Annotated in this window: 13 protein-coding genes; 9 read left to right on the forward strand and 4 right to left on the reverse strand. The window is 69.7% G+C overall.

Annotated features, from left to right (window positions below):
- The first annotated feature begins 6 nt into the window (after nucleotides 1-6).
- Nucleotides 7-2,508 carry an MGH1-like glycoside hydrolase domain-containing protein gene (locus tag Q0Z83_RS10765; protein ID WP_317793709.1) on the forward strand — a complete coding sequence of 834 codons (2,502 nt, stop codon included), beginning with the start codon at nucleotides 7-9 and terminating at the stop codon, nucleotides 2,506-2,508.
- Here Q0Z83_RS10765 and Q0Z83_RS10770 read toward each other — a convergent pair.
- Nucleotides 2,505-3,068 carry a GNAT family N-acetyltransferase gene (locus tag Q0Z83_RS10770; protein WP_317793710.1) on the reverse strand — a complete coding sequence of 188 codons (564 nt, stop codon included), beginning with the start codon at nucleotides 3,066-3,068 and terminating at the stop codon, nucleotides 2,505-2,507. The genes Q0Z83_RS10765 and Q0Z83_RS10770 overlap by 4 nt on opposite strands.
- 177 nt (nucleotides 3,069-3,245) lie before the next feature.
- Between Q0Z83_RS10770 and Q0Z83_RS10775 the strand changes: the two genes are divergently transcribed.
- From Q0Z83_RS10775 to Q0Z83_RS10795, 5 genes are read left to right on the forward strand one after another with little or no spacing between them, the layout of a single operon-like run.
- Nucleotides 3,246-4,412, forward strand: coding sequence for an alpha/beta hydrolase (locus tag Q0Z83_RS10775; RefSeq protein ID WP_317793711.1), 1,167 nt, complete (start codon nucleotides 3,246-3,248; stop codon nucleotides 4,410-4,412).
- Between the two features lie 38 nt (nucleotides 4,413-4,450).
- A complete protein-coding gene (locus tag Q0Z83_RS10780) occupies nucleotides 4,451-5,980 on the forward strand; it encodes a sensor histidine kinase (protein WP_317793712.1) in 1,530 nt (509 codons plus the stop codon).
- Nucleotides 5,977-6,633, forward strand: coding sequence for a response regulator transcription factor (locus tag Q0Z83_RS10785; RefSeq protein ID WP_317793713.1), 657 nt, complete (start codon nucleotides 5,977-5,979; stop codon nucleotides 6,631-6,633). Before Q0Z83_RS10780 ends, Q0Z83_RS10785 begins: the two co-directional genes overlap by 4 nt.
- A 39-nt stretch (nucleotides 6,634-6,672) precedes the next feature.
- The gene (locus Q0Z83_RS10790; protein WP_317793714.1) at nucleotides 6,673-7,248 is read left to right on the forward strand and encodes a TetR/AcrR family transcriptional regulator; all 576 of its coding nucleotides are present in this window, start codon (nucleotides 6,673-6,675) and stop codon (nucleotides 7,246-7,248) included.
- On the forward strand, nucleotides 7,248-8,387 hold the full coding sequence (locus Q0Z83_RS10795) for a GDSL-type esterase/lipase family protein (RefSeq protein ID WP_317793715.1): 1,140 nt from the start codon (nucleotides 7,248-7,250) through the stop codon (nucleotides 8,385-8,387). Before Q0Z83_RS10790 ends, Q0Z83_RS10795 begins: the two co-directional genes overlap by 1 nt.
- Nucleotides 8,388-8,464: 77 nt before the next feature.
- Here the strand turns inward: Q0Z83_RS10795 and Q0Z83_RS10800 are convergent, their stop codons facing one another.
- Nucleotides 8,465-9,424: a DUF2071 domain-containing protein gene (locus Q0Z83_RS10800; protein WP_317793716.1), complete on the reverse strand. Its 960-nt coding sequence runs from the start codon at nucleotides 9,422-9,424 to the stop codon at nucleotides 8,465-8,467.
- Between the two features lie 180 nt (nucleotides 9,425-9,604).
- On the opposite strand from Q0Z83_RS10800, the gene Q0Z83_RS10805 reads away from it, so the two are divergent.
- Entirely contained in the window at nucleotides 9,605-9,814 is a 210-nt protein-coding gene (locus Q0Z83_RS10805) for a hypothetical protein (RefSeq protein ID WP_317793717.1), read from the forward strand.
- An 81-nt stretch (nucleotides 9,815-9,895) separates the two neighbouring features.
- Nucleotides 9,896-10,819, forward strand: coding sequence for a MerR family transcriptional regulator (locus Q0Z83_RS10810; protein WP_317793718.1), 924 nt, complete (start codon nucleotides 9,896-9,898; stop codon nucleotides 10,817-10,819).
- On the opposite strand, the gene Q0Z83_RS10815 is transcribed toward Q0Z83_RS10810, so the two are convergent.
- Complete coding sequence (locus Q0Z83_RS10815; RefSeq protein WP_317793719.1) at nucleotides 10,794-11,678, reverse strand: alpha/beta fold hydrolase; 885 nt, start codon at nucleotides 11,676-11,678, stop codon at nucleotides 10,794-10,796. The two genes, Q0Z83_RS10810 and Q0Z83_RS10815, sit on opposite strands and share 26 nt — an antisense overlap.
- A gap of 9 nt (nucleotides 11,679-11,687) precedes the next feature.
- Nucleotides 11,688-12,083 carry a beta-sandwich lipoprotein gene (locus tag Q0Z83_RS10820; protein ID WP_317793720.1) on the reverse strand — a complete coding sequence of 132 codons (396 nt, stop codon included), beginning with the start codon at nucleotides 12,081-12,083 and terminating at the stop codon, nucleotides 11,688-11,690.
- Between the two features lie 314 nt (nucleotides 12,084-12,397).
- Here Q0Z83_RS10820 and Q0Z83_RS10825 point away from each other — a divergent pair, with 314 nt between their 5' ends.
- A complete protein-coding gene (locus Q0Z83_RS10825; RefSeq protein ID WP_317793721.1) occupies nucleotides 12,398-12,862 on the forward strand; it encodes a MarR family winged helix-turn-helix transcriptional regulator in 465 nt (154 codons plus the stop codon).
- The last annotated feature ends 7 nt before the right edge of the window (nucleotides 12,863-12,869 follow it).

Genomic DNA, 12,869 nt, shown 5'->3' on the forward strand with positions numbered 1-12,869 from the left:
CCGCCGATGCGTCTTCGATCCGTGCTGGCCTGCGTCAGCGCCCTCACCATGGCCCTCGCCGGGGCCGGTCCGGCAGTCGCCGTGGATCCGCCCGGCCCGCTTCCACCGGTCGGTACCGGCACCACATTTCTGAACAAGGACAGCTTCGTCGGCGGGTTCAACGACCCCGCCTGGTACCGGGCCAACATCCCGTTCCTCGAGGTGCCCGACCGGCAGATCCAGGACGTCTACTACTACCGGTGGAAGACCTGGAAGGAGCACCTGGTCTACACCGGGCCGCAGTTCGGCTGGATCTCCAGCGAGTTCCTGAACCCGGTCTCCTACGGGGCACCCTACGGCGGCATCTCGGCCGCCGCCGGTCACCACATCGCCGAGGGCCGGTGGGTACGCAACGGTCAGTACCTCGACGACTACATCAACTACTGGCTGACCGGCCCCGGAGCCGGTCCCAAACCGGCGGTCGAGGAGGTCAACCCGAACACCACCGACTGGGGTCACGAGTACAGCTTCTGGGCGGCCAGTGCGGTGTGGAACCGGTACCTCGCCAACGGCGACCGGGCCTTCGTGACCGCCCAGCAGTCGGCTCTGCAGCGCTTCTACGACAGATGGAACGTGCAGTACAACGCCGCCCTCGGCCTGTACTGGCAGGTGCCGGTCTGGGACGCCAGCGAGTTGTCGGCCGCGTCCTACCAGTCCAGCGACCCCTACCACGGCGGCGCCGGATACCGGCCCAGCATCAACGCCTACCAGTACGGCGACGCGCGGGCCATCGCGAGCATCGCCGCGCTGCGCGGGGACACCGCCACCGCCGACCTGTACCACTCGCGGGCGGCGGCGCTGAAGACGAACATGGACGCCCGGCTGTGGGACGGCGGGCGCAACTTCTACTACCACGTCATGCGTGACCAGAACCCGAACCTGGCCAAGCTCGACACCCGCGAGCACATCGGGTTCGTGCCGTGGATGTTCGACATGCCGGACGCGAGCCGGTCGGTGGCGTGGGCCCAGGTGACCGACCCGCAGGGCTTCTACTCGGCGTACGGGCCGACCACCGCCGAACGGCGCAGCCCGCAGTTCATGCGGGACGCGCTCAACGGCTGTTGCCGCTGGAACGGGCCGTCGTGGCCGTACGCCACCTCGCAGGTTCTGACCGGTCTGGCGAATCTGTTGCAGGACTATCCGGCGCAGCCGTACGCGGACCGCGCCGACTACGTCGACCTGCTGCGGAAGTATGCGCTCACCCAGTACCGCAACGGCGTGCCGTACGTCGCCGAGGCGCACCACCCGGACGAGAACCGGTGGATCTACGACGGCGGCGGGCACAGCGAGGACTACAACCACTCCACCTTCGTCGACAACGTGATCGCCGGGCTGATCGGCGTGGACGCCCGGGCCGACGACGCGGTCACGGTCAAGCCGCTGGCGCCCGCCTCCTGGGACTACTTCCTGCTGGAGAACGCGCCCTACCACGGTCACAACCTGACGGTTCTCTGGGACCGGACCGGCAGCCGGTACGGGCGTGGCGCCGGCTTGAAAGTGTTCGTGGACGGCGTACAGCAGGCGGCGCAGCCGGGTTTGACGCCGTTGACCGCTGCGGTCGGAACCCCGGTGGCGCCGCCGACGGGGGAGCGGGTGAACATCGCCGCCAACCCGCAGCGGCACGGCAACGGATCCACCCAGCCGTTCGCGTCCTACACGTTCACCGTCGACAACGCCTGGCGGACCATCGACGGCAACATCTTCGAGAACAACGTCCCGCAGAACACCAGATGGACCAGCTACAGCTCACCGAACGCGAGTGATCATGTGGGTGTCGACTTCGGCCGTCCGGTGGTCGTCGACGACGTTCGCCTCTACTTCTACGACGACGGCGGCGGGGTACGAGTCCCGACGAGCTACGAGTTGCAGCAGTGGACCGGCAGCCAGTGGCAGACCATCACCACCGGCACGTCACCGATCGCCAACGGGCTCACCCGGCACACGTTCGCGCCGGTCACCACGTCACGGCTGCGGGTGCTGGCCCCCAACCGGGGCGGCGGCGTCGGCTGGGGGCTCAGCGAACTGCAGGTCTGGTCCCGCCCCACCTTCAAGATCTTCAACCGGCACAGCGGAAAGCTCCTCGCCGTCCACGACGCGTCCACCGCGAACAGCGCCCCGGTCCAGCAGTACAGCGACACCGGCACCCGGGACCACCGCTGGGAGCTGATCGACAACGGCGACGGATACTTCCGGATCAAGAACCTCAACAGCGGTAAGGTCCTCGGCGTCGACGGCATGTCGACGGCCGACAGCGCCCAGGTCGTCCAGTACGACGACAACGGCACCGCCGACCATCTGTGGCTGCCGGTGGACGCCGGGGACGGCAACTACAAGCTGGTCAACCGGCACAGCGGCAAACTGCTCGCCGTCGACGGCATGTCCACCGCCGACAGCGCCGACGTCCAGCAGTACCGCGACAACAACACCGACGACCAGCAGTGGCAGCTGCGCCCCAGCATCGGCGGTTAACGCCGCTCCCACTGCTTCCTGGTGATCTCGTACCGGAAACCGCCGAGCTCGGCACCCTCGACCGCCTGCATGTCGGCAGGCGTGTCGAGGGGACCGGTCACCGTGAGCCCGGCCTTCTCCAACACCCTCCGGGAACCGGCGTTCACCGACATCGTCGCGGCCCATACCACGTTCACGCCGAGCTCGGTGAACGCCTTGGCCAGCAACGCCCGGGAGCCCTCGGTGGCGTACCCCTTGCCCCACTCCGCCCGGCGCAGCCGGTAGCCGATCTCGACCTCGTCCAGCGGGCTGTCCCGGTCCTCGGGACACAGGATGAACCACCCGATGAAGGCGCCGCCGTCCTTGGCGTGCGCCGCGAACAGCCCGAAACCCGGCCACAGCTCGTAGCTGCGCAGAATGTTGTTCAGACCCCGCTCGCGATAGTGCTCGGGCGGGGTCGGCTCACCTCCGGTCAGATAGCGCATGACCGCCGGATCGCTGTCCAGCTCGATCAGCAGGTCCACGTCGTCGGCGGTGAACCGGCGCAGGGTCAGGCGCTCGGTGTCCAGGTAAACGTCCACCGGCGCATGCTGATCCACGCGCGCGGAAAAGACCAACGGTTTTCCGTACTCCTCCGCGCGGCCACCCGCCTCCATCGCAAGTCGCAAGCCCGGTTTCCCGCCTGCGCCGGATGTGGCCGGACACGCCCCGGCGGCAGGCTCAACGGTGTCGAAACGACACCGACCAGGGGAGACCACATGAGACACCAGAAGGTCGCCGTACTGGCCGCCGCCGTCCTCGCCCTCAGCCTGACACCGCCGGCGGGCGCCGAGGCGACCGGCAAGCCGAGCGGTGAATGGGCCGGGATCGTCCGCGAGACGGTCACCATCCCGATGGACGGCGGGTGGTCCGCCGCGGGCGAGCTCACCTACCCCAGAGGCGCCAAGGGCCGCCTGCCGGTGGTGGTGCTGCTGCACGGCAGCGGCCGCAACGACATGGACCAGACCCTCGCTTCGGGCGTGGCCACGCTCAAGTCGGTGGCCCGGGCGATCAACCGTGACGGCTTCGCCGTGCTGCGCTTCAACAAACGCGGCGTAGTCGGTGTGGGACCGCAGCTGAGCGATGATCCGGCCGACCTCGACTTCGCCGAACCCTATGAGCAGACGGTACGGGACGCGGCCGCCGCCGTACGCTTCGCCGCCACCTCGAACCGGGTCGACCCGGGCCGGGTGTTCCTGCTCGGACACAGCGAGGGCACCCAGGTCGCCGCCAACCTGGCCGCCGACCCGCGCGCCCACGGCATCACCCGGCCCGCCGGAGTCGTCGCGATGGGTGTCGTCGGCGGCACCCCGCGTCAGGTGATCTACTACCAGGCGGTCGGCCGTACGCTCGGCCAGTTGCACGAGGAGTTCGACTTCGACGGCGACGGCCGGCTCACCCCGGAGGAGACGGCGAACGGCCTGCTCGGCCGACCCGACGCGGTCACCGCCCAATACCGGGCCATCCTGGAGAACCCGGCCACCGACGCCGACGGTGACGGTGAGCTGACCATCGACACCGAGATCGAGCCGGTCATCCGCGCGGCCGTCGGCTTCGACCGGTACCCGAACCTGCCCGGCATGCCGGAACAGCTCGCGAGATACCTCACCGACATCGGCCGCTTCCCGAACCCGGCCCGGGACCTGCCCCGCTACGACGGCCCGGTGCTGCTACTCAACGGCCAGACCGACATCCAGACCGTGGTCCGCGGCGCGATCGTCACCGACACCGCCCTCGCCGCCGCCGGAAACCGGGACCACACTCTGATCACCTACCCCGGCGTCAGCCACCTGATGAACGTCACGCCCGAGTACGAGCCGGTACCCGGGAATCCGGACCCGGCGGTGCTGCGTGATATCACCACCTGGCTGGGCCGCCACCGCTGACCGTCGGCACGACCGGACCGGGACGAGGAGTCACCACGATGCGCAGGACGCTGATCCACGACACCGCACTGGCCGTGGTCGCGGTGCCGTTCACCGCGGTGCTGCTCTGGCTCCCCGGGCCGGTCGGCCCCACCGGTCCGCTCGTGCTGGCGCTGATCACCGCACAGACGCTGCTGATCAGCGTGCGCCGGGTCAGGCCGGTGTGGTGCCTGGCGGCGATGCTGGTGCTGCAGATCGCGATCGCCGCCGCCTCACCGGCGGGTGCCGGGGTGCGCGGCTTCGGGCCCGCCATCGCGGTCTACACCTGCGGCACGGTGCTGGCCACCCGTACCGCCATCGGGTTGGCGGTGGTCACCGCGGTCGTCGAGATCGGCGGGTACGCCGTGCTGGCCCTGCCGCCACTCGGGGATCCGGCGCTGGATCTCACCCGGATCGTCGTGCATCTGGGCCTGTCGCTGGTGCTGTACATCGGTGCCGCCCTGCTCGGCTCGCATCTGGCCATGCGCCGCCGGTACACCGAGGTGGTCGCGGCCGGTGCGGCCGCCGACGCCGAGGCGCACCGGGCGCGGACCGAGGCGGTGCTGACCGCCGAACGCGCCCGGACCGCCCGTGACCTGCACGATGTCGCCGCGCACCACCTCACCTCGCTGATCGTGCAGGCCACCCTGGTCGAGCGCCTGCTGGACCGCGACCCGGAGGCGGCCCGGCGGCACGCGGCCGCGATCCGTGACGAGGGCCGCAACACGCTGCACAATCTGCGGCTGATCGTCGGCGCGCTGCGCGACGGTGACGGCGCCGACCCGGATCTGCCGGACGGCAGCGGCCTCGCCATGATCGACCGGCTGGCGTCCGGCGGTGGGGCGGTGCTCACCGTCGACGGCACACCGGGTGTCCAGGATCCGGCTGTGGAGTTGGCGCTCTATCGGGTGGCGCAGGAGGCGCTGACCAACGCGCGTGACCACGCGCCTGGTGCGGCGGTGACGATCGCGCTCACTTACCGGGAGCAGGAGACCACGATGGAGATCCACAACGGCCTGTCCGCCGGCCCGGCCGCCGGCCCGGCCGCCGGGATGCCCGCCCGCCAGGACCGGCCCCGCCGCGGATTCGGGCTGATCGGCATGCGGGAACGGGCCTCGCTGATCGGCGCCGAACTCGAGGCGGGTCCGACGCCGGATGGCGGCTGGCGGGTCCGGCTCGCCGTCCCCCACCCCGAAGCCGTCCCGCGTAGCGAAGCCCTTCCGCGCTCCGAAACTGTCCCGCGTAGCGGAGCCGTCCCGCGTGCCGAAGCTGTCCCGCGTAGCGGAGCCGTCCTGCGGTCTGAAGTTGTTCCGCGTCGCGATGCCCCTTCGTGCTCCGAAGCCGTCCCGCGCGTCGAAGCGGTCCCGCAACGGGGAACACTCTCGCGCGGCGAAGCCGCTTCGGGCTCCGAAGCCGTCCCGCGCGTCGAAGCGGTCCCGCAACCGGGAACCCTCTCGCGCGGCGAAGCCGCCCCGCGGCCTGGCGCCGACATGCATTCCGGAGCCGGGACGCAGACCGAAGCCGGTAAGCACACCGGGGCCGACGCGTGATCACCGTCCTGCTCGCTGACGATCAGCCGATGCTGCGCGCCGGTTTCCGGTCGCTGATCGAGCTGGCCGGCGACATCACCGTGGTCGGTGAGGCCGCCGACGGCCCCGAGGCGGTCCGGATGGCCCGGGTTCTGAAACCCGATGTGGTCTGCATGGACGTGCGGATGCCCGGCGGCGACGGCCTGACCGCGACCAGGGAGATCGTCGGCACCCTCGATCCGGCGCCCGCGGTGCTCGTGCTGACCACCTACGAGCTGGACGAATACGTGTTCGGCGCGCTCGAAGCGGGCGCGAGCGGCTTCCTGCTCAAGGACGCGGACGTGGACACCCTTCTCGACGCGATCCGCAGGCTGGCCGCCGGGCAGGGGATGGTCGACTCCGCGGTCACCAGGCGGGTGATCGTCGAGTTCGCCCGGCGCCGAACCGCGATCCCGACCGGAACCGGTGCGGACCTGCTCACCACCCGCGAGGCCGAGATCGTCCGGCTGCTGGCCCGCGGCCTGTCCAACGCGGAGATCGCCGGCGAACTGACCGTCGAGGTGAGCACTGTGAAGAGCCACTTGAGCCGAGCAATGACCAAGATCGGCGCTCGGGACCGCCTGCAGACGGGCATCTGGGCGTACCGCTGTGGTCTCCTGCCCCTCGCTCCCTAAAGCTTTTAGGTTTTCACCTACATAGTGTAGCGTAGGGGTATGGCACGAGCGCACCTGAGCACCGCCGCCGTCATCGCGGCCGCGGCGGAGCTGGCCGACCGGGACGGATTCGACACGCTCTCCCTGTCCGCGCTGGCCCGTGGTTTCGGGGTGCAGACCGCGAGCCTCTACTCGCACATCCGCGACCGACCAGCCTTGCTCGAGCTCATCCATCAGCTCGCGCTGGCCGAGCTCGCCGACCGGATCGCGCTCGCCATCGGCGGCCGGTCCGGGCGCGACGCGCTGGCCGCGCTGGCCGACGCGCATCGCGACTACGCCCGGCGTTACCCGGGCCGCTGGACCGCTCTGCAGCGCCCCGCCACCGAGGGGACGGTCCGGTCCGAGCCGGCCGCCCGGGTGGCCGACCTGACCTTGGCGATGCTGCGTGGCTACGCCCTGCCGGAGGCCGAGCTCGTGCATGCCACCCGGTTGCTCGCCGCGACGATCAACGGCTTCCTCGCGCTGGAGGCCAACGGCAGCATCGCCCACCGGGCACCCGCCGTCGACACGTCCTGGCAGCGCGCGCTGGATGTGCTCGACAGCGCTTTCCGTAGTTGGCCTGAAGGGGATTCCTGATGTCCGTCCGACCCGAGTTGCTCCGCGGCCACGCCGAGACCGAGACCACCGCGCGTGGCCTGCGACCACACCGGCTGCCCACCTGGGTGCGCGAGCAGTTCCCCGACGGCCAGCTGCTGTCGATGGAGAGTCAGCCTTCGGGCGTGCGCTTGGTCTTCCGTACCCCCGCGACCCGCTTCGACCTCGTCACCCACCCGAGTCGGATCGCCTACGTCGGCGCCGAACGCCCACGTGGCCGCGTCGACGTCTACGTCGACGGCGTGCTGACCCTGCGTGACGAGCTGACCGGCGGCGACCGGGTCGAGGTCGACCTCGGCACCGGCGGCACCACCTTCCACGCCGGGTCGCCGCATACGACCACGGTGTCCGGCCTGTCCAACGGCGATCATCACGTCGAGATCTGGCTGCCGCACAACGAGAGCGTCGAATTGGTCGACCTGCGGGCCGACGCGACGATCGAGCCCGACGAGCCGGTGCGGCCGCTGTGGGTGCACCACGGCAGCTCGATCAGCCACGGGTCGAACGCGGTGGCGCCCAGTGAGATCTGGCCCGCGGTCGCCGCCCGGCGGGCCGGTGCCGAGCTGCGTAACCTCGGGTTCGGCGGCAGCGCGATGGTCGACCAGTTCGTGGCCCGCGTCATCCGCGACACCCCGGCCGACTACATCAGCGTCAAGCTCGGCATCAACGTGGTGAATCTCGACGGGATGCGGGTTCGCACGTTCGTCTCGGCGGTGCACGGCTTCCTCGACACGATCCGGGACGGGCATCCGGATGTGCCGCTCATCCTGATCTCACCGTTGTTCTGTGGCATCCACGAGGAGACGCCCGGCCCGGGTGCCATCGACCCCACCTCGATCGGTACCGGTCAGGTGCGGTTCATCGCCACCGGCACTCCCGGCGACGTCGCGCTCGGACGTCTCACGCTGCAGGTGATCCGGCGGGAGCTGCGATCCCTGGCCGAGCGCCGCGCGGCCGACAAGCACCTGCACTACCTCGACGGCACCAGCCTGTACGGCCCGGAGGACGCCACCGAGCTCCCACTCCCTGACGCGTTGCACCCCAGCGCCGAGGCACACCAGTTGATCGGCGCCCGGTTCGCGACATACGCGTTCACCGGGACCGGCCCGTTCAGCCGGTGATCCGCCGGTGGTGCTGCTTCGCGTTTACCGGGGCTGGCTCGTTCGGTCGGTGATTCGCCGATGGTGCTGCTTCGCGTTTACCGGGTCTGGCTCGTTCGGTCGGTGATTCGCCGGTCGTGCTCCTCGGTCCAGAACCGTAACGTCACCTGGGGGACCAGGAAACTGATCGGCTCGGCGTCGCCGACCAGAGCCCTGGCCGCAGCCGACCGCATCGGGCCGCTGAGTGGCCGGCAGTCGTCGGGGGTCAGGTCGAGCTGAATCTCCTGGCGGGTCACCCAGCGGCGCCACGGCTGGACGGACAGCGCACGATCCTGGTGCACGACGTATTTCAGCATGTCGTCGTACGTGCCGAAGGCCGACTCCCACGGCCCGCCGGTCGGTTCCGGCGCCGGGGCCAGCACTGCGTCGGCGTCGGGGGCGCTGCCCGAGCCCGGTTCCAGACGTAGCCGTACCGTGCCGTCGTCCTCGGTCTTGATCTCCGCGTGGTCCAGCAGGTGCATGGGCAGCGCCTCGCACAGCAGCCGCCCGCCGAGCGCATGCGCCGCACTGTCCACGGCGGTGGTCACGAAATGCACCCCGGTGTACCCGGTGTGCGGATCCTGTACGTAGATCCGCCAGTTCGACTGGACGGGCGACGGCAGCAGCCGCCGCAGCGGTCCGGCCTTCGCCGGCCCGAGATGCCCGTGCCGGTAGCTGAGGAAGGTGAAGACGGCCTGCTCACCGCCGGGTCCGACGCGCTGCAGTTCCAAACCGGGCGGGACGAGGGGCAGCAGCCGGGCCGCCGGTACGACGTAGTTGACATACACCACACCGGTGATGTCACTGACCATCGCCGGGACCGGAAACACCTCACACACGGCCCGCGCGACCCGGCTGTTGGCGAGCACCGCCAGCGGCCGGCCGGGCAGCCCACCGGGATGAACCCAGTCGGCATAACGCCCGTGCGCGGTCCGCGGCCGACGCCGCCGCAGCACCAGCTCAGCCCCCGCGGCCAGCCCTGCCACACCGGCCGCCACCACCGTCTTCCGAAGTCTCACCGGGAGCATTCTGCTCCCACACCGCAAACCGCGGGCGTCGTCGAGGCGGCAGGCGGCGGCGGTCCGGCGGGCGATGCTGAGGCGGCGAGTGGCGGGTGATCGTCCCGGCGGTCTCGTTGCTGCGCGGAGTTTGACGGCGGCTGGAGGTGGGCTTGAGGTGGCGGGCCCATCGTTATCGGCATGAGCGCACCCCGCATCGAACTCCCGCCCTTCCAGTTCGCCCCGATCGTCTACCCGAGCATCGGGCGCGCGATCCTCGAAAGCTCCCTCACCGTGGGACGGACCGTCCTGGTCACCGGGCTGGGGCTCGGTCTTCTGATCGGTTTCGCCATGCTGATCGCCTTCGCGCTGACCACCGGGGCCGGTGCGCTGGGTTTCCAAGCCGGCTGACCGGGGCCCGCAGCCTCGGCTTCCGAGCCGGCTGACGCACCGCTTGACTCTCCACCGGCTGGAAGGTGAATCCTTTCGGGCATGAACGATGGTGAGCCGGACGAGACACCCACCCTGCGCACCATCGGGCAGCTTGCTCAGCGCGTCGGGCTTCCGGTGCGTACCGTCCGTTTCTGGTCGGACATCGGCATCCTGCCGCCGACCGGGCGTACCAACGGCAACTACCGGCTGTACGACGACGCGGCCGTCCTCCGCTGCGAACTCGTCCTGACCCTGCGCGAACTCGGGCTCGGACTGGAGGCCATCCAGCAGATCATGGCCGAGCAGACGACCCTCGCACGGGTGGCCGCGGTCCACGTCGCCGCCCTGGACGCCGAGATACGCACGTTGCGCCTGCGTCGGGCGGTGCTGAGCACAGTGGCCAGACGAGGCAGCACTCTTGAGGAGGCCGTGCACATGCGTAAACTCGCCCACCTGTCGGTGACCGAACGACAGCGGACTCTCCGCGACTTCGTCGACCGCACCTTCGACGGGCTCGCTCTCGACGCCGATGCCGAGACGGTCCGCGAGTGGATGCGTGAGATCCCCGATCTGCTCCCGGACGACCCGACCGCCGACCAGGTCGACGCCTGGATCGAACTGGCCGACCTGGTCACCGATCCGGCCTTCACGCACCGTCTGCGACGGATGCTGACCGCCGAATCCGAAGACCTGCTGGGGTACGACCTACGCCCGGCCGTGCTGGAGCTGGCCGGTCACGCGCTGGCCGAGGACATCACGCCCGACTCACCACGGGGCCGCGAGATCGTCGACCGCATCGTCGAAACGACCCGGCCCAGCATGCGCGAGGCCCTGGCCGACCAGTTGGAACTGCTGGCCGACCCGTCCCTGGAACGTTTCTGGACCCTGACCGCCGTGCTGCAGGGCCGTGACCCCGGCCCCACCGCGATCCCCGCCTTCCGATGGCTGATCAGCGGACTCAGATCAGCCATCGCCGTACCGTGAGCACGGCGTCCGCGAACGCGGCCGGCGCCTCCTGCGCGATGTTGTGTCCGGCGTCGATCAGCCGGTGTTCGTGACGGGCCTCGAACATCGCAGCGTGGTCGGCGGTCCCGCCCGGCTTCAGCGTGTCGGTGGCACCGTCCAGGGTCACCGCGGGCACGGTGATCGTCGGCCGGGCGGCGAGACGCGCCTCCAGGTCGTCGTAGGCCGGATCGCCCGCGGCCTGCCCGAGCGCGTGCCGGTAGGCATGGACGACCACGTCGACGAAATCGGGGTTGTCGAACGAGGCGGCGGTCTGCGCGAACGTCGCCTCGTCGAACTCCCACCGCGGTGACCACTGCCGCCACAGCATCCGGCACAGGTCCCGGCGGTGGGTGGCCAGCCCGGCCCGGCCACGGTCGGTCTGGAACAGATGCTGATACCACACCGCATGCTCGACGGCCGGGTCGAAGGCGTGCCGCTGCCGCTCGATGTCGATGATGTCGTAGCCGGCCAGCGACACCAGACCGGCCACCCGCTCCGGCCACAGCGCGGTGGCGACGCACGAGGCCAGACCGCCCCAGTCGTATCCGGCCACGATCGGTCGGGTCAGGCCCAGCGCCTCGATCAGGGTGATCAGGTCGGAGCCGAGGGCGGCCTGTTGTCCGCTGCGGATCGTGCCGTCGGATCGGAACCGGGTCGGGCCGAAGCCCCGCAGGTATGGCCGGACGACCCGGGCGCCGTGTGCCGTCAGCGTCGGAACGACCTGGTCGTAGGCGTGGATGTCATAGGGGAAACCGTGTGACAGCACGACCGGCCAGCCGTCCGGCGGGCCCTCCTGCCGGTAGGCGACGGACAGCACCCCGGCATCCACCCGATCCATGCCGTCACCCTACTTGACGTCGACGTCCGAAATGATGCTGGACGGCTTGAAGTAGACTTTGTAATGGTCGGTGCTGACATTTGCCGCGCTGATTTGTTCGGCGAACCAGGTGACGTTGTCCGAGCGTCCCAGGAAGTGTTTCTTGTAGTCGTCGCCGACCTTGCAGGTGACGGTGAGTTTGTTGCCCTCCTCGGTTTCGACCGAGCAGAAACCCTCGATCGAGAGAATGTAGCTGTCGGTGATCCCGTTGTAGAACACGACACGGCGGTTGATCTTGAAGTCCTCGGCCGCCTTGGACAGGTTCTCCGAGGCCACGTCGGCGTCCGAGCTGCAGCCGGAGAGCGCCGGACCGAGAATGGTCAGCGCGGCCAGGATCAATGCCGTGGAACGACGCGTCAGCCTCATCGGAATACCTCCATGCCGGTCCCGCCGGATCGGAGTCGATGACCGTCCGGCTCCGCCTGATATCGGAAATTCTCTTGAGGTGAGGTGGCCTTCCACAATGTTCGGCAGATTACTTGAGTGAATCTTTAGTTCCAGGTGGGGTGGCGCCGGAAAGGCGGGTTGATCGTCTGATCCGGGCGGCGCGGGCCACGAGCTTCATTCGGTGACCCGGCGGTTCGCCGGAGGTGGCCCCGGCCGAGCCACCGGATGCCGCTTCCGGACTGAAGTTTTCGGTTCGAAGCAAAGGCCGACGGGTCCGGGGAGACAATGGCGGGATGCCGGACGTCGAGGTCACTGCCACGGTTCTGGGCAGGATCATCGTGCAGGCCGGGCGCACACTCGACGGGCCGTTCGGCGAGGTGCTCGAACGCTACAGTCTCACCCGTAACGCCTGGTGGTTGCTGACCGAGCTGTACCGGACGAGAGACGGCGACCTGGCGCCACTGGGCGAGCACGCCCGTCGGAGCGGCCTTGCGGCGTCGTCGGCCACGATCGCCACCGAGCAGCTGAACAACCGTCGGCTGGTCAGGCGCTGGCGGCCGAAAGACAATCGGCGCACGACCTTTGTCGCGATCACCGATGCCGGTGTCGATCTCGTCGATTGCGCGCGGTTGGATCTCGAACGGTCCGTGGCCGGTCTGTACGAGCTGTTCGATCGCGACGATCGCCGGACGCTGCACCTCCTGTTGTCCCGGATCGTCACCAACGGTGGTTTGGAACAGTCCGACCCGCCGGCGTGAAGCCGAC

Source organism: Actinoplanes sichuanensis (assembly GCF_033097365.1).
Taxonomy (GTDB): Bacteria; Actinomycetota; Actinomycetes; order Mycobacteriales; family Micromonosporaceae; genus Actinoplanes; species Actinoplanes sichuanensis.